This window comes from Pseudoxanthomonas suwonensis (assembly GCF_000972865.1).
Classification (GTDB): domain Bacteria; phylum Pseudomonadota; class Gammaproteobacteria; order Xanthomonadales; family Xanthomonadaceae; genus Pseudoxanthomonas; species Pseudoxanthomonas suwonensis_B.
This window is the reverse complement of record NZ_CP011144.1, coordinates 1321556-1343026: the sequence shown is the minus strand read 5'-3', so window position 1 is coordinate 1343026 and position 21471 is coordinate 1321556. Positions and strand designations below refer to the sequence as shown.

The 21471-nt window shown below is 70.1% G+C and carries 19 protein-coding genes; 17 read left to right on the top strand and 2 right to left on the bottom strand.

What is annotated here, in order from left to right:
* Positions 1-2 precede the first annotated feature (2 nt).
* The 5 genes from WQ53_RS05700 to cobA are packed head-to-tail and all read left to right on the top strand — an operon-like array spanning position 3 to position 6946.
* Positions 3-488: a GNAT family N-acetyltransferase gene (locus tag WQ53_RS05700; protein ID WP_330217148.1), complete on the top strand. Its 486-nt coding sequence runs from the start codon at positions 3-5 to the stop codon at positions 486-488.
* Between the two features lie 35 nt (positions 489-523).
* The gene (gene nirB / locus WQ53_RS05695; protein ID WP_236685940.1) at positions 524-2959 is read left to right on the top strand and encodes a nitrite reductase large subunit NirB; all 2436 of its coding nucleotides are present in this window, start codon (positions 524-526) and stop codon (positions 2957-2959) included.
* Positions 2960-2961: 2 nt separating this feature from the next.
* Complete coding sequence (gene nirD / locus WQ53_RS05690; protein WP_052631175.1) at positions 2962-3324, top strand: nitrite reductase small subunit NirD; 363 nt, start codon at positions 2962-2964, stop codon at positions 3322-3324.
* Positions 3324-6098 carry a nitrate reductase gene (locus tag WQ53_RS05685; protein ID WP_052631174.1) on the top strand — a complete coding sequence of 925 codons (2775 nt, stop codon included), beginning with the start codon at positions 3324-3326 and terminating at the stop codon, positions 6096-6098. Before nirD ends, WQ53_RS05685 begins: the two co-directional genes overlap by 1 nt.
* Positions 6099-6151: 53 nt before the next feature.
* On the top strand, positions 6152-6946 hold the full coding sequence (gene cobA, locus WQ53_RS05680; RefSeq protein WP_052631173.1) for a uroporphyrinogen-III C-methyltransferase: 795 nt from the start codon (positions 6152-6154) through the stop codon (positions 6944-6946).
* An 89-nt stretch (positions 6947-7035) separates the two neighbouring features.
* On the opposite strand, the gene WQ53_RS05675 is transcribed toward cobA, so the two are convergent.
* Together WQ53_RS05675 and WQ53_RS05670 are read right to left on the bottom strand one after the other, a co-directional pair.
* Positions 7036-7344, bottom strand: coding sequence for a putative quinol monooxygenase (locus WQ53_RS05675; RefSeq protein ID WP_052631172.1), 309 nt, complete (start codon positions 7342-7344; stop codon positions 7036-7038).
* Positions 7345-7440: 96 nt separating this feature from the next.
* On the bottom strand, positions 7441-7893 hold the full coding sequence (locus WQ53_RS05670) for a DUF1801 domain-containing protein (RefSeq protein WP_144409232.1): 453 nt from the start codon (positions 7891-7893) through the stop codon (positions 7441-7443).
* A 346-nt stretch (positions 7894-8239) separates the two neighbouring features.
* Between WQ53_RS05670 and WQ53_RS05665 the strand changes: the two genes are divergently transcribed.
* From WQ53_RS05665 to WQ53_RS05610, 12 genes are all read left to right on the top strand, one after another.
* On the top strand, positions 8240-8410 hold the full coding sequence (locus WQ53_RS05665; protein ID WP_052631170.1) for a periplasmic nitrate reductase, NapE protein: 171 nt from the start codon (positions 8240-8242) through the stop codon (positions 8408-8410).
* A 22-nt stretch (positions 8411-8432) separates the two neighbouring features.
* The gene (gene napF / locus WQ53_RS05660; protein WP_236685910.1) at positions 8433-8918 is read left to right on the top strand and encodes a ferredoxin-type protein NapF; all 486 of its coding nucleotides are present in this window, start codon (positions 8433-8435) and stop codon (positions 8916-8918) included.
* On the top strand, positions 8915-9223 hold the full coding sequence (locus WQ53_RS05655; RefSeq protein ID WP_052631169.1) for a chaperone NapD: 309 nt from the start codon (positions 8915-8917) through the stop codon (positions 9221-9223). The genes napF and WQ53_RS05655 overlap by 4 nt, the downstream gene beginning before the upstream one ends.
* Positions 9220-11715 (top strand): nitrate reductase catalytic subunit NapA, encoded by a 2496-nt coding sequence (napA, locus tag WQ53_RS05650; RefSeq protein ID WP_052631168.1) that lies wholly within the window; start codon positions 9220-9222, stop codon positions 11713-11715. The genes WQ53_RS05655 and napA overlap by 4 nt, the downstream gene beginning before the upstream one ends.
* Positions 11716-11725: 10 nt before the next feature.
* Positions 11726-12289: a nitrate reductase cytochrome c-type subunit gene (locus WQ53_RS05645; RefSeq protein ID WP_052631167.1), complete on the top strand. Its 564-nt coding sequence runs from the start codon at positions 11726-11728 to the stop codon at positions 12287-12289.
* Positions 12290-12292: 3 nt separating this feature from the next.
* Positions 12293-12892: a cytochrome c3 family protein gene (locus WQ53_RS05640; RefSeq protein WP_052631166.1), complete on the top strand. Its 600-nt coding sequence runs from the start codon at positions 12293-12295 to the stop codon at positions 12890-12892.
* 100 nt (positions 12893-12992) lie between these two features.
* Positions 12993-14417 carry a DcaP family trimeric outer membrane transporter gene (locus WQ53_RS05635; protein WP_052631165.1) on the top strand — a complete coding sequence of 475 codons (1425 nt, stop codon included), beginning with the start codon at positions 12993-12995 and terminating at the stop codon, positions 14415-14417.
* Positions 14418-14566: 149 nt separating this feature from the next.
* Complete coding sequence (locus WQ53_RS05630) at positions 14567-15979, top strand: metal-dependent hydrolase family protein (protein WP_082112869.1); 1413 nt, start codon at positions 14567-14569, stop codon at positions 15977-15979.
* Between the two features lie 215 nt (positions 15980-16194).
* Positions 16195-17001 (top strand): TetR/AcrR family transcriptional regulator, encoded by an 807-nt coding sequence (locus WQ53_RS05625; RefSeq protein WP_052631164.1) that lies wholly within the window; start codon positions 16195-16197, stop codon positions 16999-17001.
* Positions 17002-17179: 178 nt separating this feature from the next.
* Positions 17180-19339 (top strand): beta-N-acetylhexosaminidase, encoded by a 2160-nt coding sequence (locus WQ53_RS05620; protein ID WP_052631163.1) that lies wholly within the window; start codon positions 17180-17182, stop codon positions 19337-19339.
* Positions 19336-20409: an alpha/beta hydrolase gene (locus WQ53_RS05615; protein ID WP_052631162.1), complete on the top strand. Its 1074-nt coding sequence runs from the start codon at positions 19336-19338 to the stop codon at positions 20407-20409. Before WQ53_RS05620 ends, WQ53_RS05615 begins: the two co-directional genes overlap by 4 nt.
* Positions 20410-20452: 43 nt before the next feature.
* On the top strand, positions 20453-21337 hold the full coding sequence (locus tag WQ53_RS05610) for a GDSL-type esterase/lipase family protein (RefSeq protein WP_144409231.1): 885 nt from the start codon (positions 20453-20455) through the stop codon (positions 21335-21337).
* Positions 21338-21471 lie beyond the last annotated feature (134 nt).

Sequence of the window (21471 nt, the reverse complement as noted above, 5' to 3'; positions counted from 1 at the left end):
CCATGGACATGCAGATCGCGATCGATCCGCTGACCGGTCCGGAGATCGCCGCGCTGCTGCGCGAGCACCTGGACGAGATGCATCGCATCTCGCCCCCGGAAAGCGTCCACGCGCTGGAGCTGTCGCGGCTGCGGGTGCCGGACATCACCTTCTGGAGCGCCTGGCACGACGGCACGCTGGTGGGTTGCGCGGCCCTGCGCGAACTGGGCGGCTGGCATGGCGAGATCAAGTCGATGCGCACCATCGCCGCGTACCGCGGCCGCGGCGTGGCCACGGCGCTGATGCGGCGCATCCTGGACGAGGCGCGCCAGCGCGGCTATCGCCGGCTGAGCCTGGAGACCGGAACCCAGCCGGAATTCGCGCCGGCCCGCGTCCTCTACCAACGCTTCGGCTTCGCGCCGTGCGGACCGTTCGCCCACTACGTCGAAGACCCGTGCAGCGCGTTCATGACCCGCGCGCTGCCGGACCAGCACAACGGGAACCCCTGATGAAGAAGCCAAGACTGGTGGTGGTGGGCAACGGCATGGCCGGCATCCGCACGCTCGAGGAGCTGCTGAAGCTCGCGCCGGACATGTACGACATCACCGTGTTCGGCGCCGAGCCGCACCCGAACTACAACCGCATCCTGCTCTCGCCGGTGCTGGCCGGCGAGCAGGACTTCGACGAGATCGTGCTCAATCCTCTGTCCTGGTACGCGGACCACGGCATCACCCTGCACCTGGGCAAGGAAGCCACCACGATCGACCGGGTGCGGCGCAAGATCGTCGCTGCCGACGGCACCGAGGCCGAATACGACCGCCTGCTGCTGGCCACCGGCTCGGTGCCGTTCATCCTGCCGATCCCGGGTAAGGACCTGAAGGGGGTGATCGGCTACCGCGACATCCACGACACCCGGACCATGATCGAGACCGCCAGGGCGAAGCAGCACGCGGTGGTGATCGGCGGCGGCCTGCTCGGGCTGGAGGCGGCCAACGGACTGAAGCTGCGCGGCATGCAGGTGACCGTGGTCCACCTGGCCGGCTGGCTGCTGGAACGGCAGCTGGACCCGGTGGCGGGCGCGCTGCTGGAAAAGTCGCTGGCCGAACGCGGGCTCGACTTCCGCCTCAACACCTCCACCACCGGGATCGTCGGCAACGAGGCCGGCGAAGTCGCCGCGGTGCGCTTCTCCGACGGTGAGCAGATCCCCGCCGACCTGGTGGTGATGGCCGCCGGCATCCGCCCCAACACCACCCTGGCGCAGGCCGCGGGCATCCATTGCAACCGCGGCATCGTGGTCAACGACACCCTGCAGACCTACGACCCGCGCGTGTATGCGGTCGGCGAATGCGCCAGCCACCGCGGCATCGCCTACGGCCTGGTCGCGCCGCTGTTCGAGCAGGCCAAGATCTGCGCCAACCACCTGGCCACCTGGGGCATCGGCATCTACAAGGGCTCGGCGGTGTCGACCAAGCTCAAGGTCACCGGCATCGACCTGTTCTCGGCCGGCGACTTCATGGGCGGGGAAGGCAGCGAGGAGATCGTGCTCTCCGACCCGGCCGGCGGCCTGTACAAGAAGCTGGTGATCCGCGACGACAAGCTCGTCGGTGCCTGCCTGTACGGCGACACCGGTGACGGCGCCTGGTATTTCAAGCTGATCAAGGATGCCAGCGCGATCGGCGAGCGCCGCGACACCCTGGCCTTCGGCGAGACCGCGCTGGGCGACGCCGGCACCGCCGGCCAGGACCGCGCGGCGACCATGGCCGATGGCGACGAGGTCTGCGGCTGCAATGGCGTGTGCAAGGGCACGATCGTCAAGGCGGTGCGCGAGCAGGGGCTGTTCACCGTCGACGAGGTCAAGAAGCAGACCAAGGCCGCCAGCTCCTGCGGCTCGTGCACCGGCCTGGTCGAGCAGATCCTGATGAACTGCCTGGGCTCCAACTTCCAGGAGACGCCCAAGACCAAGGCGGTCTGCGGCTGCACCGGCCTGACCCATGGCGAGGTGCGCCAGGCGATCCGCGAGCACCACCTGGTCAGCCACGCCCAGGCCTACGCCTTCATGGAATGGCGCACGCCCAACGGCTGCGCCACCTGCCGCCCGGCGATCAACTACTACCTGCTCTCGACCTGGCCGCGCGAGGCGGTGGACGACCCGCAGAGCCGCTTCATCAACGAGCGCGCCCACGCCAACATCCAGAAGGACGGCACCTTCTCGGTGGTGCCGCAGATGAAGGGCGGGGTTACCAACCCGTCCGAGCTGCGCCGGATCGCCGACGTGGCCGACAAGTACGCGATCCCGATGGTCAAGGTCACCGGCGGCCAGCGCATCGACCTGCTCGGGGTGAAGAAGGAGGACCTGGTCGGGGTGTGGAAGGACCTGGGGATGAAGTCCGGCCACGCCTACGGCAAGTCGATCCGCACGGTGAAGACCTGCGTGGGCAGCGAGTTCTGCCGCTTCGGCACCCAGAACAGCACGCAGATGGGCATCGACCTGGAGACGATGCTGGCCAACATGTGGAGCCCGCACAAGGTCAAGCTGGCCGTGTCCGGCTGCCCGCGCAACTGCGCCGAATCCGGGATCAAGGACGTGGGCATCATCGCGGTGGACTCGGGCTGGGAGATCCATGTCGGCGGCAACGGCGGGATCAAGACCGAGGTCGCCCGCTTCCTGGCCAAGGTCAGGACCGCCGAGGAAGTGAAGGAATACACCGGCGCGTTCCTGCAGCTGTACCGCGAGGAGGCCTATTACCTGGACCGCACCGTGCACTACCTGGAGCGGGTGGGCCTGGACTACGTCAAGCGCAAGGTGGTCGACGACGCGGCCAACCGGCGCGCGCTGTACGAGCGGCTGCTCTACGCGCTGGAAGGCCTGTCCGACCCGTGGGCGGCGCGCGTGGCCGGCACCCAGGCGCGGGAGTATGCCCCGTTGAAGCTGCAGCCACCGAAGCTGGACCGGCAGATCGCCGTGGCCCTGGAGGACTGAGCATGAGCGGAACCGAAGCCTGGGTGCGCATCTGCCTGCTTGACGATATCCCGCTGCTGGGCGCGCGCGTGCTGCAGCGCGAGGGTGGCGACGACATCGCCCTGTTCCGGCCCGCCGAAGCGCGCGTGTTCGCCTTGGCCGACCGTTGCCCGCACAAGGGCGGGCCGCTGTCGCAGGGGATTGTCAGCGGCGACACCGTGACCTGCCCGCTGCACGGCTGGAACATCGGCCTGGACAGCGGCCAGGCCTGCGCACCGGACGTGGGCTGCGCGCGCCGCTACCCGGTGCAGGTGCGCGACGGCGAGGTGTGGCTGTCGCTGCTGCCGGCAGCGCAAGCCGATGCTGTCGTGGAGGCCGCCGCCTGATGGATGGCACCGGCGCCGCGGACGGGCCGGGCGGGCGCCGCATCACTCGCTCTACCTGCTGCTACTGCGGCGTCGGCTGCGGCGTGCTGATCCACAGCGAGCGCATTGCACAGGGCGAGCGCATCACCGGCGTGGAAGGCGATCCGGAGCATCCGGCCAATTTCGGCCGGCTGTGCAGCAAGGGCCGGACCCTGGCCGACAGCGCGCGCAGCCTGCACGGCCGCGCGCTGTGGCCGGAACTGCGCGGTCGGCGCCAGGATGCGCGGCGGCCGGTGGACTGGGCGCTGGCGCTGGACACGGTGGCCGAGCGCCTGGCCGGGATCGTCGAGCGGCACGGCCCGGACGCGGTCGCGTTCTACATCTCCGGCCAGCTGCTGACCGAGGACTACTACGTCTTCAACAAGCTGGCCAAGGGCCTGCTGGGCACCAACAACATCGACACCAATTCGCGCCTGTGCATGTCCAGCGCGGTCACCGGCTACAAGCTGGCCTTCGGCGCGGACGGCCCGCCGACCTGCTACGAGGACCTGGAGCACGCGAAGACCGTGCTGTTCGCCGGCAGCAATGCCGCCTACGCGCATCCGGTGCTGTTCCGGCGACTGGAGGAGGCCAAGGCGCGCGATCCGGACGTGCGCTGGATCGTGGTCGACCCGCGCCGCACCGACACCGCGGCGATGGCCGACCTGCACCTGGCGATCCAACCGGGCACCGACGTCGCGCTGTTCAACGGCATGCTCCACCACCTGGTGTGGGAGGGGCTGCTGGACGAGGCGTTCATCGCCGCGTACACCACCGGCTTTCCCGAGCTCAAGCAGTTGCTGCGCGACTACACCCCGCGCATGTCGGCCGAGATCTGCGGCGTCCCGGTGCAGGACCTGGTCGCCGCCGCCGAGTGGTTCGGCCGCAGCCCGGCGGCGCTGTCGCTGTACTGCATGGGCCTGAACCAGTCGGCGCACGGCACCGACAAGAACCTGGCGCTGATCCACCTGCACCTGGCCACGCGCCAGCTCGGCCGTTCCGGTGCCGGCCCGTTCTCGCTGACCGGCCAGCCCAACGCGATGGGTGGGCGCGAGGTCGGCGGCATGGCCACGATGCTGGCCGCGCACCGCGAGATCGGCGACGACGCGCACCGCGCGGAGGTCGAGGCGCTGTGGAAGCTGGCCCCGGGCAGCCTGTCGCCGCGGCCGGGGCTGGCGGCGGTGGAACTGTTCGAAGCGCTGCACAGCGGCAAGGTCAAGGCGGTATGGATCGCCTGCACCAACCCCGTGCACTCGATGCCCGACATCGGCCGGGTGCGCGAAGCGTTGCAGCGGGCCGAGTACGTGGTGGTGCAGGAGGCCTTCGCCGACACCGACACCGTGCCCTACGCCGATGCGCTGCTGCCGGCGTCGACTTGGGGCGAGAAGGACGGCACGGTGACCAATTCCGAGCGGCGCATCTCGCGGGTCCGCGCCGCGGTGGCCGCACCCGGGCAGGCGCGGCCGGACTGGTGGATCGCGCGCGAAGTGGCGCGCCGGATCGAGGCGCGGCTGGCCGCGCCGGGCGCCGCGCCGCTGTTCGAGGCCGACGCGCCGGCGACGATCTTCGACGAGCACCGCGCGCTGACCGTCGGCCGCGACCTGGACATCGGCGGCCTGGACTACCTGCGGCTGGAAAGCGACGGGCCGCAGCAGTGGCCATTTCCCGCCGCCGCCGCGCAAGGCCAGGCACGCCGCTACGCCGACGGCGTGTTCGCCACCGCCGACGGGCGTGCCCGCTTCCACGCCACGCCCTACAAGCCGGTGGCCGAACCGACCTCGGCGCGCTACCCGTTGCGCCTGCTCACCGGCCGCCTGCGCGACCAGTGGCACGGCATGTCGCGCACCGGCCGGGTGCCTGAACTGTTCGCGCACAGCCCCGAGCCGGGCCTGCGCATGCACCCGGACGACGCGGCACGGCGCGGGCTGAAGATCGGCGAACTGGTGCGGGTGTCGAGCAAGCGCGGCGAACTGGTGCTGCCGCTGGAACTGTCCGACGAGGTCGGCTCGGGCACCGTGTTCGCGGCGATGCACTGGAGCGGGCAACACCTGTCCAGCGGCGGCATCAACGAGGTCAGCCAGCCGGCAGTGGACGCGCGATCGCGCCAGCCCGAACTCAAGCATGCCGCGGTGCGGGTGGAGAAGGCCGGGTTGGGCTGGCACCTGCTCGCCGCCCGCCGCGGCGATGTGCTGGCGCTGCGTACGGCGGTGCAGCCGCTGCTCAAGGAGTGCGGCTACGCGGGCCTGTCGCTGCATGCCGAGGCCGATGCACCGGAAGGCGTGGCCTGGCTGGTGCTGCGCGCGGCCGCGGCCGAGGCGATGCCGGCGGACTGGCTGGCGGCACTGGACGCGGCGCTTGCGCTGGCGGCCGGCCCGGACACGCCGGACGTTCTCGAATACCGCGACATGCGCCGTGGCCTGCTCAAGCGCGTGGCCTGGCGTAGCGACGCCGGCGACAGCTTCATCGACGGCCTGCTCTGGAGCGGTGCGCAACCCGGCGGCGAATCGCTGCTGCGCAGCGCGCTGGGCGGTGGTGCCTGGCGCGGCCCGCGCCTGGCCGCGTTCTCCGCGACGGCCGAGGTCGCCCGCGACCCGGTGGTGTGCGTCTGCCGCCAGGTCACCGAATCGGCGATCCGCGCCGAGGTGCGCAACGGCGCGGACGTGCCGGCGCTCAAGCAGCGCCTGGGCTGCGGCACGGTCTGCGGCTCCTGCGTGCCGCAGCTCACCCGGCTCGCGCGCGAGGCCGCAAGCGCATGAAACCCACGCGTCCACCGGAGCCGGCGATGGCATCGTTCCCGAATTCCCCGTCCATGCCGCGCCGCATTCCCGCCGAGGTCGTGCTGCTGTCCGCCGGTCCGGGCGACCTCGAGCTGCTGACCCTCAAGGCGGTGCGCGCGCTGGCCACGGCCGAGGTGCTGCTGCTCGACGAACTGGTTGATCCGGACATCGTCGAACTGGCCCCGCATGCGCGCGTCGTGCGCGTGGGCAAGCGCGGCGGCTGCCGCTCCACGCCACAGGCGTTCATCTGCCGGCTGATGCGCCGCTATGCGCTGCAGGGCCTGCGCGTGGTCCGGGTCAAGGGCGGCGAGGCGCTGCTGTTCGGCCGCGCCGGCGAGGAGATCGCGTTCCTGCGCCAGGCCGGCGTGCCGGTGCGGATCGTCAACGGCATCAGCGCCGCGTTCGCCGCCGCGGCCGCGCTGGAGGTGTCGCTGACCCATCGCGGGCACTGCCACGGGGTGACCTTCGTCACCGCGCACACCCACGACCATGGCGAGCCGGACTGGGAAGCGCTGGCGCGCAGCGGCACGACCCTGGCCATCTACATGGGCATGGGCCGGATCGGCCCGGTCGCACGCGGTCTGCTCCGCCATCTGCCGGCGGAGACGCCAGTGGCCATCGTCCAGGCGGCGAGCCAGCCCGGCGAGCGCCGCCTGCTGTCGACGCTGGGTGAGCTGGCCGATGCCGCACCAACGCCGGAAACGGGGTATCCGGGCGTGATCCTGGTCGGCTCCGCGCTGGCGGAAGTGTCGCCATGCGCCGTGAAGGCCGCCGTGCAGGAAACCTCGCTGCGGAAGCGTGCCGGTGATCGGCCGGGCGCGCATTGATCCGCCTTGCTTGGGAAGGACCTGCGACGTTGCCGGAAGCTATCGCTTGAGTCGGGCCGCCGCGAAGCGACGGCGACTCGAATGGACCGTCAGCCCTTCTTGGACCATACCGGGGTCAGCGCAGTGACTTCCGGAGGTCCGGCCAGGAGAGGCTCGACCTCCTTGAGGTATGCCGCATAGCTCTCCTTCTCCAGGAACTCCTGCGAGGCCTCGGTGCTGGCGTACTGTTGGAAAGCACTGATTGAATCGGGGTCCGAATTGTCGAAGCAATAGAAGTACGCCAGATGGCCCGGATTGGCGGATACGGCAGGCGCCATGTGCTTCTCCCAGATCCTGCGCACGTCATCCCGCCTTCCTGGTTGTGTCTTGTGCTTGACGATCAGCGCGAACGAGGTCATCCAATGGACTCCAATGTGTCGTTTGCTTGAGAGGTCTGGTGCCTGAATAGACGTCGCGAAGCGGCGTCGGCTTGAATGGATTGTTGGGTATGCGAGCTACGGCCTGCGCGGGCGCTGCCTGGCCGACACCGACTTGATGACAAGGCCACCCGCACCAGCCGGAGGCAACGGGATCCTGGCGGCGATCAGGGCCTGGGCGATGAGGTCATCGATCTCCGCCTTGTCCAGCGCGGCTGCAGAGGCAAGCGGAACGAACCGGTTGGTGCTTCCGCTGCCCTGCAGCAGGCCGTGCGGATCCTTGAGGGAGGATCGTCCGCCTTGAAGGAAGCAAAGATTGACACGCTTCGGGTAAACAGCGAGTGAGAAGATCGCTTCGGAAGCCCGCTGCGTGGGGCCGAAGCCGACGGCCAAAGCGTTGTAGTTGTCATAGACAAGCTGGATCGCGGAAAGGAGGCGCATGCGCATCTTCACCAGCGCGGCGCGGGCCAGCCCGGCAATCTCAGGCGTGAACCTGGCAATGAAGCCGTCCAGCTGTTCTTCGGGGGTCATGATCATTCTCCCCTGGCGCCCGACAACGAGGGTGGCCTCGTGCCGGTGATCCAGAAGCGCCTCTACCGCTACCGGAGAGGGGTCGGGGTGAGGGTACGTCGGATCCGCCAGTTCGGTAACGAGGTGTCACCAGCCTCCCATCCTCCGATTCGATCCATGCAGGTCCCATTCTCCGGAAGTGCAAGAACAAGCATCCGCCGCTTCCAGGCGACGCATGCCATGACCGATCGTCCATCGTGGCCGCCCCAGCAGCGCTGATGCGGCAGCGCACATTATCCGCATACGGAGCCTGTGGTAGCCTCGGCGCCGAGTACTGCTGCGTTCCCATCCTGAAAAGGCCAGGCACATGGAGCAGAACCCCGGCAAGGAGGTCCAGGCGACCCGCAACCAGGAGCGCATCGCGTTCCTGCTGGTGGTGGCGGTGATCTTCCCGCTGCTGACGATCCTGATCGTGGCCGGCTACGGGTTCCTGGTGTGGATGTGGCAGCTGTTCTACGCCGGGCCGCCGACCGGGTGAGCCGATGGTCGCGTCCGTATCCATGACCCGACGCGCCTTGCTGTTCGGCCGCCAACCGGCCGAAACGCCCGCCCTGCGCCCGCCCTGGGCACTGTCCGAACCCGCCTTCGCCTCGCGCTGCACCCGCTGCGACGCCTGCGTGCGCGCCTGTCCCGAGCAGGTGCTGGCGCGCGGCGCCGACGGCCTGCCGCGCTTCGAGCCGTCGCGCGGCGAATGCACCTTCTGCGGCGACTGCGCGCAGGCCTGCACCAGCGGCGCGCTGGACGCCGCGCTCTCACCGCCCTGGGAGCTGCGCGCGCAGGTGGGGCCGGATTGCCTGCCGGCGCACGGCGTGGTCTGCGCCAGTTGCCGCGAGGTGTGCCTGGAATCGGCGATCCACGTGCCGCCCGGCGCGCGCGGCGCGGCCACGGTCGATCCGGAGCGCTGCACCGGCTGCGGCGCCTGCGTCGGCCTGTGCCCGGCCATGGCGATCGCGCTGGTCCATGCCCCGCTGGAGGTGCCGGCATGAACGCCGTGCCGCGCCAGGACGAAGTGCACATCGCCAGCTTCGTGGTCCAGCACCGCGAGGACGCGGCGGTGGCGCTGGCCGCGGCGGTATCCGTCCATCCCGACCTTGAACTGGCCGTGCCAGGCCCGACCCGCAGCGTCGTGCTGTGCGAGTCGGCCGACCGCCATGCGGTGATGGACCGGGTGGACCAGCTCAAGGACGTGCCCGGCGTGCTGAACGTGCTGCTGGTCTACCACCACGCCGAGCCCGGCCACGCGCTCGACGAGCCCCTGCCCACCGCCAACGCGAGCGGAGCCCCCGCATGAGCACCACACGCCGCGACTTCATCCGGCACAGCGCCGTCGCCACCGCCGCCGCCGCCGCCGGGCTGCCGTTGCCGGGAGGCGGCAGCAACGTCATCACCGAAGGCGACATGACCACGCTGAAGTGGGACAAGGCGCCGTGCCGCTACTGCGGCACCGGCTGCGGGGTCAACGTGGCGGTGCGCGACGGCCGCGTGGTCGCCACCCACGGCGACGTGCATTCGGAGGTCAATCGCGGGATCAACTGCATCAAGGGATATTTCCTGTCCAAGGTGATGTACGGCGAGGACCGCCTGACCAAGCCGCTGCTGCGCAAGAAGAACGGCGCCTACGCCAAGGACGGGGACTTCGTCCCGGTGGAATGGGACGAGGCCTTCGACGTGATGGCCGAGCAGTTCAGGCGCGTGCTCAAGGCCAAGGGCGGCGACGCGATCGGCATGTTCGGCTCGGGCCAGTGGACGATCTGGGAGGGCTACGCGGCCAACAAGCTGATGAAGGCCGGCTTCCGCAGCAACCACATCGACCCCAACGCGCGCCACTGCATGGCCTCGGCGGTGATGGGCTTCATGCGCACCTTCGGCATGGACGAGCCGATGGGCTGCTACGACGACATCGAGGCGGCCGATGCGTTCGTGCTGTGGGGCTCGAACATGGCCGAGATGCACCCGATCCTGTGGACCCGGGTCACCGACCGCCGGTTGTCGCACCCGCACGTCAAGGTCGCGGTGATGTCCACCTTCGAGCACCGCAGCTTCGAACTGGCCGATATCCCGATCGTGTTCAAGCCGCAGAGCGACCTGGTCATCCTCAACTACATCGCCAACCACATCATCCAGACCGGGCGGATCGACAAGGCTTTCGTCGAGCAGAAACTGAACTTCAAGCGCGGCAACCAGGACATCGGCTACGGCCTGCGCCCGGAGCATCCGCTGGAACAGGCCGCCGAGAACGCCGACGATCCGGGCGGCGGCGAGCCGATCACCTTCGAGGAATTCGCCGCCTTCGTCCGGCCCTACACCCTGGAGCGGGCGGTGCAGATGAGCGGGGTGGAGCGCGGCTGGCTGCAGCAGCTGGCCGAACTGTACGCCGACCCGAAGGTGAGGGTCACCTCGTTCTGGACCATGGGCTTCAACCAGCACACCCGCGGGGTGTGGGCCAACAACATGGTCTACAACATCCACCTGCTGACCGGGAAGATATCGACGCCGGGCAACAGCCCGTTCTCGCTGACCGGGCAGCCTTCGGCCTGCGGCACTGCCCGCGAGGTTGGCACCTTCAGCCACCGCCTGCCGGCGGACACGATGGTGGCCAACCCCGAGCACCGCAAGCACGCCGAGGAGATCTGGAAGATCCCGCACGGGACCATCAATCCCAAGCCCGGCTACCACGCGGTGCAGCAGAACCGCATGCTCCGCGACGGCAAGCTCAACGCCTACTGGGTGCAGGTCAACAACAACATGCAGGCCGCGGCCAACCTGATGGAGGAGGGCTGGCCCGGCTACCGCAACCCGGAGAACTTCATCGTCGTCTCCGACGCCTATCCCACGGTCACCTGCCAGGCCGCCGACCTGATCCTGCCGGCGGCGATGTGGGTGGAGAAGGAGGGCGCCTACGGCAACGCGGAACGGCGCACCCAGTTCTGGCACCAGCTGGTCGCCGCGCCCGGCGACGCGAAGTCGGACCTGTGGCAGCTGATGGAATTCTCCAAGCGCTTCACCACCGACGAGTGCTGGCCGGCCGAACTGCTGGCCGCCAACCCGGAGTTCAAGGGCAAGACCCTGTTCCAGGTGCTGTTCGCCAACGGCAATGTGGACCGCTACCCGCTCTCGGACATCGCCGAGGGCTACGCCAACGACGAGTCGCACCATTTCGGCTTCTACGTGCAGAAGGGCCTGTTCGAGGAATACGCCGCCTTCGGCCGCGGCCACGGCCACGACCTGGCGCCGTTCGACATGTACCACCAGGCGCACGGCCTGCGCTGGCCAGTGGTGGACGGCAAGGAGACGCGCCGCCGCTACATCCAGGGCGCCGACCCGTACGTGAAGGACGGCGAGGGCCACAAGTTCTACGGCTTCCCCGACAACCGCGCGGTGGTATGGGCGCTGCCGTACGAGCCGCCGGCGGAGTCGCCCGACGCCGAATACGACATGTGGCTGGTCACCGGCCGGGTGCTGGAACACTGGCATTCCGGCTCGATGACCATGCGCATCCCCGAGCTGTACCGATCGTTCCCGGCGGCGGTGGTGTTCATGCACCCGGACGACGCGCGCGCGCGCGGGCTCAAGCGCGGCGACGAGATCCGGGTAGTGTCGCGACGCGGCGAGATGCGCTCGCGGGTGGAGACGCGCGGGCGCAACCGCATGCCGCGCGGCATGGTCTTCGTGCCCTGGTTCGATGCCGGCCAGCTGATCAACAAGGTCACCCTGGATGCCACCGACCCGATCTCCAAGCAGACCGACTTCAAGAAGTGCGCGGTCAAGGTCGTGGTCGCCTAGGAGGGTTCCCATGCGCAACAAACCCCTGCTCGTCGCGGCCGGACTGACCCTGGTGCTGTCGGTGCTGGTGTTCGCCGCCGGCTGGATGTTCGGCAGCCTGCGCCCGCGCCCGGTGCCGCCGCCGACCGCCGCGTCGGTGCCGGTGGACGCGCGCGCGATCTTCATCCCCGGCGGCAGCGAGATCGATCCGCTGCGCCGCGGCGTGCCGGTGGACAAGGAAGGCCATCCGCCGCCGATGGCGCGGGTGGAGAACACCGACATCAGTCGGGTGCGCAACTACCCGATGCAGCCACCGACCATCCCGCACACCATCGACGGTTACCAGGTCGACCTCAACAGCAACCGCTGCATGCTCTGCCACGCCCGCGCCAATGCCGCCACCTTCCAGGCGCCGCCGGTCAGCGTGACCCACTACATGGACCGCGACGACCAGTTCCTGGCCACGATCTCGCCGCGCCGCTACTTCTGCAACCAGTGCCACGTGGTCCAGACCGACGCGCCGACCCTGGTGGCCAACGGTTTCAAGGACATCGACACGGTGATGGCGCTGCCGGCGCCTCCGGGAGGGCACTGAGCCATGTGGGCGCGGACCAAGCGGCATGCGCTGGGACTGTGGCGCACGCTGCGCTCGCCCAGCCGCTACTACAGCCTCGGCTTCCTGACCGTGGCCGGGTTCATCGCCGGGGTGCTGTTCTGGGGCGGCTTCAACACCGCGCTGGAAGCGACCAACACCGAGAAATTCTGCACCAGCTGCCACGAGATGCGCGACAACGTGTTCGAGGAACTGAAGGGCACGATCCACTACACCAACCGCTCCGGCGTGCGCGCCACCTGCCCGGACTGCCACGTGCCGCACGACTGGACCGACAAGATTGCGCGCAAGATGCAGGCCTCCAAGGAGGTGTGGGGCAAGCTCTTCGGCACCATCAACACCCGCGAGAAGTTCCTCGACGAGCGGCTGGTGCTGGCCACCCACGAGTGGTCGCGGCTGAAGGCCAACGACTCGCTGGAGTGCCGCAACTGCCACGACTTCGATTCCATGGACCTGACCCGGCAGAGCCCGCGCGCCGCGCAGATCCACCGGCTGTGGCTGGGTACCGGTGAGCGCACCTGCATCGACTGCCACAAGGGCATCGCCCACCAGCTGCCGAACATGGCCGGGGTGCCGCAGGGGTAGAGTTCGGCCGGGGGAGGGCGCGGAAGGCGGCCGTTTCCCCGATGCCTGGCGTATCGATCGCCAGGCGGATGCCGATGGCGCGCCTTCGCGGGGAAGTGCCATGAACAAGCCGATGTTGCTGCTGCTGGCGATGCTGCTGCCGCTGCCGGCGGCGGCGCAGGCCGGCGACGACGAGCGCGATGCGAAGATCGCGCGCCTCGAACGGACCGTCGAACTGCTGACCCGGCGCCTCGAGGTGCTGGAAGCCGAGCGGACAGCGGCGGCGGCCGCGACGCCGGGTGTGCCGGATACGCCCGCGGCCTTGGCGCCGCCCGTCGCACCGCCGCCGCCATTACCGGCCTATCGCGACCTGGCGACCTTGCCGGAACCGTCGCCACTGCCAGACCGTCCCAGCATGGACGAGGACGCCGAAGCGGCGGCCCGCGTCGACAACGAGCTGCCCCCGGGCCAGGAAGGCCTGGAGGGTTACTTGCCGCTCGGCGGCACCCGCACCTGGCTGCGGCTGAGCGGCTACGCGAAGCTGGATGCGATGTACGACACCGACGATGCGGGTGTCGCGGACCTGTTCGTCACCTCGGCCATCCCGGCCGGCGCGCAGGACGGGCGCGGCGCGTTCAACATGCATGCGCGGCAGACCCGCTTCACCATCGAGGCGCGCCGGCCGACCAACTACGGCTGGCTGCGCTTCGTGTTGCAGAACGATTTCTTCGGCTCGGGCGGCTCCTATGGGTACAACCTGCGGCATGCCTATGGCCAGCTGGGCAACACCTATGCCGGCTACGGCTTCTCGGCATTCATGGACCTGGATTCGGGACCGGACACGCTGGACTTCGCCGGCGCCGGCGCCATGCCGTTCGGACGCCTGGCCAGCGTGCGCCAGTACTTCCCGCTCAGGAACGGCAACCACCTGTTCGTCGCCGCCGAGCACAACCGGCCGGAGGTCTCCGGTCCCGGCGCGGTGAACGCGCGCACGACCACGCCCAATCTCGTGTTCGGCGTGCGCCACGAGGGCGGTACGGGCCACGTGCAGGCGGCCGTGCTGCTGCGCCACCTGGCCTACAGCGGCGATGCCGGCAGCGACGGCGCCACCGGCAGCGGCGCCACGGTCAGTGGCTCCTTGGGAGGCGCGGACGCCGGCTTCCTGGTCTACGGCGCACTGGCCGGCCGCGGCATCGCCGCCTACACCGGCGACCTGGCCGGCCTGGGCCTGGACGCGACGGTGGATGGCGACGGCTCGCTGGACGTCCTGGACCAGTGGGGCGGCTGGCTGGGCTACACCTATCCGTGGAACCACCGCTGGCGCTCGACGCTGGCGTACGGTCGGCTCCATCTGGAGCGCAACAACCTGCTGGACCCGGGCGATTTCCGCCGCAGCGACTACGCGGCGGCCAACCTGGTCTACTCGCCGATCCCGAGCTGGAGTTGGGGCGTGGAGCTGCTGTACGGCAGGCTGCAGCGGCAGGATGGCATCGATGGCGACGTGTTCCGCCTGCAGACCTCGCTGAAGTACGACTTCATCCGCTGACACGCGCCCGGCGACCGGGCCTTCGCGGGGATTGCCGCGAGGGGCGCGGACGGCTGGCGGAAAGGTGCGCCAATGGCGGGGCGGACGCCGGTCATACATGTGCGAACGGATGTGTGGCATTTTGTCGCGGTCCACCTCTGGAGACCGATATGCGCATTCTCGCCCGCAGCATGCTGCCGACGGCCTGTCTGCTCTTTGCGGCATGCACCGGTGATGTCGTCACCCACGAAACCGCCGCGCCGCAGCCGGGCACTGCACCGGCGCCGGCTCCTGCGCCCACGTCCACGGCAAGCGCCACGCCGCAGGTGGTGTTGTTCCGCAACGTGCGCGTCTTCGATGGCGTGTCCGGCAGCGTCTCCGGCGCGCAGGACGTGCTGGTCCGCGGCAATCGCATCGAGCGCATCGCCACGGGACTGGAGACCGAATCCGGCGCGCACGTGATCGACGGCGGCGGGCGGGTGCTCATGCCCGGCCTGATCGACGCGCACTGGCACAGCATGATGGCGGCCCCGTCGCTGGGCGCGATACTCACTGGCGACCAGCGCTACCTGACCGTGATCGCCGGCGCGGAATCCACCCGCACCCTGATGCGCGGCTTCACCAGCGTGCGCGACGTGGGCGGCAATTCCTTCGGCCTGAAGCAGGCGGTGGACGAGGGCGTGCTGCCCGGGCCGCGCATCTACGGGTCCGGGGCGATGATCAGCGTGACCAGCGGCCACGGCGACTTCCGCCAGGCCGCCAATCTGCCGCGGACGATGGGCGCGCCGGGCCCCACGGACCTGGAAGGCGACACCGCCATCGCCGACAGCCCCGACGAGGTGCGCATGCGCGTGCGCGAGCAGCTGATGCGCGGCGCCGCGCAGATCAAGCTGACCGCCGGCGGCGGCGTGTCTTCGCCGCACAGCCCGCTGGACGCGATCACCTTCACCCCGGCGGAGCTGCGCGCGGCGGTGGAGGCGGCCAATAATTGGGGCACCTATGTCACCGTGCATGCCTACACGTCCCAGGCCGTCCGCGAGGCGATCGATGCGGGGGTCAAGGTCATCGAGCACGGCAGCCTGATGGACGAGGACACCGCCCGGCTGATCGCGCGCCATGGCGTCTGGCTGAGCATCCAGCCGTTCCCGGTCGAGCTGGGCAATGCGTTCCCGCCGGGCTCGGTGGAGCGGGCCAAGTTCGACGAAGTGTTCACCGGCAACAACCACGCCTACGACCTGGCGAAGAAGCACGGACTCAAGACCGCCTGGGGCACCGACGTGCTGTTCTCCGCCGAGCTGGCTGCCCAGCAGGGCGCGATCCTGGCCAGCCTGACCCGCTGGTACACGCCCGCTGAAACTTTGGTCATGGCCACCGGCACCAACGGCGAGCTGCTGCAGCTGAGCGGCAAGCGCAATCCCTATCCCGGCGAGGTCGGCGTGGTGAAGGAAGGCGCGCTGGCCGACCTGCTGCTGGTCGACGGCGACCCGACCGTGGACATCTCGCTGATCACCCGTCCCGAGCAGAGCTTCAAGGTCATCATGAAGGACGGAGTGGTCTACAAGGACACGCTGGGTAATCCTTGAGCCATGGCCGGCGCGGGCCAAAGGCGCAGGCCCGCGTCCGATCCGGGGCCCGCGGTCGCCGATGCCGGCCGCGCGCGGCGCCGGCGCCATGAACACTTGCACCATCACTACGGGAGCGATGCATCCGTGAACCGAGTTGCGAACCCCGACCCATGTCGCACCCGGCATGGGCCGTCGTCGGCGAGCGTGGACAGGCGCACCGGCGGGCGTTCCCCATGACCGCGCCGGCAGCACGCACCGGCAAGCGGCCCGCGGCCGCGCGGGACAAGTCCGGCGGCAGCAGCGCCAAGGCCAAGGCGGGTCCGGCCAAGGCGCATGCCGCGCCACGGTCCCGGGCCGTGAGCGCCGGCGCCAAGCAAGCGGCACCGGAACGGCGCCGGCAGCAGGACCGCAGCGCGGCCACCCGCGCGCGCCTGCTGGAGGCGGCGATCCATTCCCTGTTCACCCGCGGCTACGCCGCCACCACCACCATGGTCGTGGCCGAGGACGCGGGCGTCAGCCGCGGCGCGATGCTGCACCAATTCCCGACCCGGGTGGACCTCATGCTGTACGTGTACCGCGGTGTGTACGAAGCGGACATGCAGGCCTACGCCGAAGAGATGGCCAAGCCCTACGACGCCAGGCAGAGGCTGCGCGCGTTCATCGCCCTGGCCTGGGAGCGGCTGAGCAATCCGGCCGGCATCGCCGTGCTGGAGCTGATGCTGGGCGCGCGCAGCGACCCGGTCTTCGCCGCGCAGCTGGCGCCGTTGAAGGAGCAGATCGAGCAGGAATCGTTCCGGCGCGCCAGCATCTGGGTGCAGTCGGCCAACGTCGGCCGCACCGACCTCCAGCGGCTGGCGGCGTGGGCCATGCGTGGCCTGGCGCTGGCGCGCATGCTCAGCAACGATCCGGCGGAGATCGAGCAGTCCTATGCGCTGCTGGAGCGCATGCTCATCAGCGAAGTGGAGTTCGAGCCACAGGCGACGGCGGAACCGGCCGGACGCGCCCCGCGCAAGCGCGGCGGCAAGCCCGCCGCGTCCTGAGCGGCGCCTCCCGGCGGCGGTATGGCCCGGCGGGCGGCGGGCAGTTGACGGCAGCGCCCGGATCGGCCCAAACTAATTTCCAGTCTATTCTGACTGGAAATTGCATATGCGCGACCGCACCGCCCGGCCAGTGCGATCCGCCCCGGGCAGCGCCCGGACAGGGCGGTACGCAGGCACGTTGCGCGACCTGCTGCTGGTGGCGGCCATCGGCGTGCTCGTGCTGTCGGCACCACGGGTACAGGCCGCCGCGTCCGGGCTGATGCCGCAGCCGGCGTCTCCCGCCATCGCCGGGCAGGGCCGCCTGCAATACGAAGGCGCCTTCGACGTGCGCTGGAAGGGCGACCGCGGTCCCGTGCTGGACGCGGCCGTCGCGCGCTTCGCCCGCGACATGCGCACGCTTTCCGGCATCGACCGCTGGCCGGACACCGGCATCCCGCTGGCGATCGATTGCTGCGCGCCGGGCATGTCGACGGCGGCGCTGCATGCGCAGGACGAGGGCTACACGCTGACGGTGGCGGCCGGCGGCATCGACGTGCGCGCCCGCTCGGAACTGGGCGTGCTGCGCGCGCTGGCCACGCTCCGGCAGATGCTGCAGGGGCACGACGGCGGCTGGTCGCTGCCGGCCGCCACGATCCGCGACCGGCCGCGGTTCCCGTGGCGCGGCGTCATGGTCGACACCGCGCGCCATTTCATGACGCTCGAGACCCTCAAGCGCCAGATCGACGCGATGGAGCAGGTCAAGCTCAACGTGCTGCACCTGCACCTGAGCGACAACGAAGGATTCCGGGTCGAGAGCCTGGCGTTCCCGAAGCTCACCGCAGGCGAGCACGGGCAGTACTACACCCAGGCCCAGGTCCGCGAACTGGTGGCCTATGCGGCCGAGCGCGGGGTGCGCGTCGTACCCGAGTTCGACGTGCCGGGCCATGCGGGCGCGATCGTCCGCGCCTATCCCCAGTACGGATCCGCGGACACGCCCGCCTCGCGGTTCGGTGCGGTGCTCGATCCCTCCAACCCCGACACCTACGCCTTCCTGGAGACACTGTTCGGCGAGATGGCCGCGCTGTTCCCGGATCCGTACTTCCACGCCGGCGGCGACGAGGTCGGCGGAGAGGACTGGGCGTCCAACCCGCGGATCCAGGCCTACATGGCCGCCCATGGGCTGGAGGACAAGGAGGCGCTGCAGGGCCATTTCATGACCCGGGTGCACGGCATCGTCGACGGCCTGGGCAAGGCGATGATCGGCTGGGAGGAGATCGTGCATGGCGACATTCCCCGCTCGACCTACATCCAGGCGTGGACCAGTTCCAACTTCGTCCACACCGCCACCCAGGCCGGCCATCCGGTCGTGGTGTCCGCCGGCTACTACCTCGACTACCTGGAACCCGCGGAGGTCTACTACCTGCGCGATCCCACCGACGCGGCCGCCGCCGGCATCGAGCCGGCCATCCATGCGAAGGTCAAGGCGATCGACAGGCCGGCGCTGTCGGCGGTGTTTCCCGAGAGCCAGGTGATCCAGCCGGGGCTGGCGCTGTCGGACGCGCAGAAGGCACTGGTGCGGGGCGCGGAAGCGCCGCTGTGGTCGGAACTGGTCACCGACGAACTGCTCGACAGCCGCCTGTGGCCGCGGCTGGCCGCGCTGGCCGAACGGTTCTGGTCGCCCGAGTCCGTGCGCGACGTGGACGACATGAACCGCCGCCTGGTCCTGCTCGATGGCCAGCTCGACCGGCTGGGCCTGCAGGCGCGCGGCAACCGCCGACGCATGGCCGAGCGGCTGGCGCCGGGCGATGCCGAGGTGGTCGCCGCACTGGCCGACATCACCGCGCCGGTGCGCAACTTCGCCCACATGCACAGCATGCACGCCTACATCCGCAAGCAGCCGATCCCGGTGCAGCAGTTCACCGCGCCGGCCGACATCGCCACGCCATCCAACCCGGTAGCGCTGGCCTTCAACCTGGAGGCTGCGCGCTTCGCCGCCGGCGAGCGCGGTCTCGGAGCCACGCTGGCCGCACGGATGCAGGGCTGGAAGGCCAACGACGCGCGCTACCGGGTCGTCGCGGCCGGTCGACCGGCACTGGAAGCCGCACTGCCGGCTTCCGCGGCCACCGCCCGGCTCGCGGACATCGGCCTGGCAGCCATCGCCCATTTGGGTGCGGACACACGGCCCGATGCGGCATGGCTCGCCGACGCGCGCGCGCATATCGCCGAGCTGCACGCGCAGGCACAGGCCTCCTCGTCGCTGTTCGCCAGCATCGTCAGTCCGCAGCAGCCGCCGGCCGACCTGATCATCGCGGTCGTGACCGGAGTGGAACGCCTGCTCGATGCCGCGGAGGGGCAGTGATCCTGCGTCGCATACTGCGTCTGCTGGCGTGGCTGCTGCTGGCCCTGGTGCTGCTGGTGGGCGCCGGCCTGGCCTGGATGAAGCTCAGCCCCGTGCCGGCGGTGATGCTGATCCGCCACCACGGCGCCTTCAGCGAGGTGCCCGGTTCGCTGGAAGCGCAGACGCTGCTGGCCAGCGGCGAAGTCACGGTGCTGCGCGACGTCGGCTACGCGCCAGGCGGCGGCAATCCCGACACGCGCATGGATGTCTACCGGCCGGGCGATGCCAGCGCGCCGCTGCCGGCGGTGGTCTGGGTCCATGGCGGCGGCTTCATCGACGGCACCAAGGACGCCCTGGAAGCCTACCTGCCGCAACTGGCGGTGCACGGCTACGTGGGCATCGCGATCGAATACTCCAAGGCGCCCGAGCAGCGCTATCCGGTGCAGGTCCGGCAGGTGATGCAGGCGCTGCACCACCTCCAGGCCCATGCCGAAGAGCTGCATGTGGATCCTTCGCGCATCGTGCTGGGCGGCGACTCGGCCGGCGCACACATCGCCGCCCAGGCGGCCCTGGCCATCGTCGATCCGGACTATGCGCAGGCGACCGGCCTGGCACCGACGATCGCGGCCAACCGGCTGCGCGGCATGCTGCTGTTCTCAGGTACGTACCAGTTCCTGGTCGGTCCGCAGGCGAAGGTGGCGCCGGACATGGAGCGCTTCGGCCGGCTGGTGCGCTGGGCGTACCTGGGCGAGAAGGATCCCGACCCGGACGGGCAGGTGCGCTGGACCACGCTGCACCAGCTGGTCGACGGGCGCTTCCCGCCGACGCTGATCGTGGCCGGCAACGGCGATCCGCTCGCACCGCAGTCGCAGCGCATGGCCGATGCGCTGCAGGCCGCCGGCGTGCCGACGCAGTGGATGTTCTTCGACGGCGGGCAGGACGAAGCGTATCCGCACGAATTCCAGTTCCGGTTCGATACGCCAGGCGCCACGCGGGTGCTGGAGGCGACGCTGGAGTCCCTGGACCGCTGGACCCGCGACGGCACGCCTGCGCCAGTCGCGGCGGGCGACGGGGCGCCGCCCGCGACGTGACCGCCGCGCCTGCGCATCCACCCTTCACCCGAGGAGACACTCCATGATCCGTCGCTCGATCCGACGTGCCGCGTCAGTGGCCACCCTGTTTTCCGTGGCGGCCCTGGCGTCCGCACAGCCGGCGCCGGCGGTGGGTGTGCTGGACCAGCCCTGCGATGCGTTGACGCCGGTGCCGCAGATGGTGGCCGACTACATGGCGAAGGCGGCCCAAGCCAAGGCCGAGGGCAGGACCCTGCCGCCGCCCGCACCGGAAAGGCTCGCCGAAGGCATGGCCCTGTACAGCGGCTGGCAGAAAGCGCGGCTGCTCGAGGACTTCGCCGGGCGCTGCCGCTACGAAAAGGAAAACCAGGCGTTGGCCCCGGCGACGAAGGACCGCGTGGTGCTGTTCGGCGACAGCATCACCGAACTGTGGGTGCGTGAAATGCCCGACCTGTTCGGCGCCCAGTTCCTCGGCCGCGGCATCAGCGGCCAGACCACGTCGCAGATGCTGGTCCGCTTCCGGCAGGACGTGGTCGACCTGGACCCGGCCGTGGTGCAGATCCTGGCCGGCACCAACGACATCGCCGGCAATACCGGCCCGGTGCGGCAGGCCTGGATCCAGCAGAACATCGCCGGCATGGCGGAAACGGCCCGGGCGCACGGCAGCCGGGTGTTTCTGGCCTCGGTGTTGCCGGCGCGCGCGTTCGATTGGCGCCCCGGCATCGACCCGCGCGCGGCCATCGCCGAGCTCAACGCCTGGCTCAGGCAGTACGCCGCCGCGCAGTGCCTGACCTATGTGGACTACCACGCGGTGCTGGCGGATGCCGAGGGCGGCCTGCGCCGCGACTACAGCGAAGACGGCGTGCATCCCGATGCGGCCGGCTACGCGGCGATGCGGCCGGTGCTGGAGCGGGCGCTGGCGGCACCGCCGCCGCAGTGCGCGCGCTGAGCGGACCTTCGCTCGCCCGTCGGAGCGCGGTGTCCTGGGACGCGCATCGCAACCTTGAAACTCGCGCCGGCCGGCGTGGACGGGTGTAGTCACCGCCGGCGTCCGCTTCCGCACCTTTCGCGCATGGACGCTCC

What these genes read in the sequence shown, in the direction of transcription:
- WQ53_RS05665 (WP_052631170.1), top strand. Translation starts at nt 8,240, where the DNA reads ATGGAGCAGAACCCCGGCAAGGAGGTCCAGGCGACCCGCAACCAGGAG.
- WQ53_RS05685 (WP_052631174.1), top strand. Translation starts at nt 3,324, where the DNA reads ATGGATGGCACCGGCGCCGCGGACGGGCCGGGCGGGCGCCGCATCACT.
- napA (WP_052631168.1), top strand. Translation starts at nt 9,220, where the DNA reads ATGAGCACCACACGCCGCGACTTCATCCGGCACAGCGCCGTCGCCACC.
- WQ53_RS05630 (WP_082112869.1), top strand. Translation starts at nt 14,567, where the DNA reads ATGCGCATTCTCGCCCGCAGCATGCTGCCGACGGCCTGTCTGCTCTTT.
- WQ53_RS05670 (WP_144409232.1), bottom strand. Translation starts at nt 7,893, where the DNA reads ATGACCCCCGAAGAACAGCTGGACGGCTTCATTGCCAGGTTCACGCCT.
- WQ53_RS05610 (WP_144409231.1), top strand. Translation starts at nt 20,453, where the DNA reads ATGATCCGTCGCTCGATCCGACGTGCCGCGTCAGTGGCCACCCTGTTT.
- nirB (WP_236685940.1), top strand. Translation starts at nt 524, where the DNA reads ATGGCCGGCATCCGCACGCTCGAGGAGCTGCTGAAGCTCGCGCCGGAC.
- napF (WP_236685910.1), top strand. Translation starts at nt 8,433, where the DNA reads ATGACCCGACGCGCCTTGCTGTTCGGCCGCCAACCGGCCGAAACGCCC.
- cobA (WP_052631173.1), top strand. Translation starts at nt 6,152, where the DNA reads ATGCCGCGCCGCATTCCCGCCGAGGTCGTGCTGCTGTCCGCCGGTCCG.
- WQ53_RS05700 (WP_330217148.1), top strand. Translation starts at nt 3, where the DNA reads ATGGACATGCAGATCGCGATCGATCCGCTGACCGGTCCGGAGATCGCC.
- WQ53_RS05640 (WP_052631166.1), top strand. Translation starts at nt 12,293, where the DNA reads ATGTGGGCGCGGACCAAGCGGCATGCGCTGGGACTGTGGCGCACGCTG.
- WQ53_RS05625 (WP_052631164.1), top strand. Translation starts at nt 16,195, where the DNA reads ATGACCGCGCCGGCAGCACGCACCGGCAAGCGGCCCGCGGCCGCGCGG.
- nirD (WP_052631175.1), top strand. Translation starts at nt 2,962, where the DNA reads ATGAGCGGAACCGAAGCCTGGGTGCGCATCTGCCTGCTTGACGATATC.
- WQ53_RS05635 (WP_052631165.1), top strand. Translation starts at nt 12,993, where the DNA reads ATGAACAAGCCGATGTTGCTGCTGCTGGCGATGCTGCTGCCGCTGCCG.
- WQ53_RS05675 (WP_052631172.1), bottom strand. Translation starts at nt 7,344, where the DNA reads ATGACCTCGTTCGCGCTGATCGTCAAGCACAAGACACAACCAGGAAGG.
- WQ53_RS05655 (WP_052631169.1), top strand. Translation starts at nt 8,915, where the DNA reads ATGAACGCCGTGCCGCGCCAGGACGAAGTGCACATCGCCAGCTTCGTG.
- WQ53_RS05645 (WP_052631167.1), top strand. Translation starts at nt 11,726, where the DNA reads ATGCGCAACAAACCCCTGCTCGTCGCGGCCGGACTGACCCTGGTGCTG.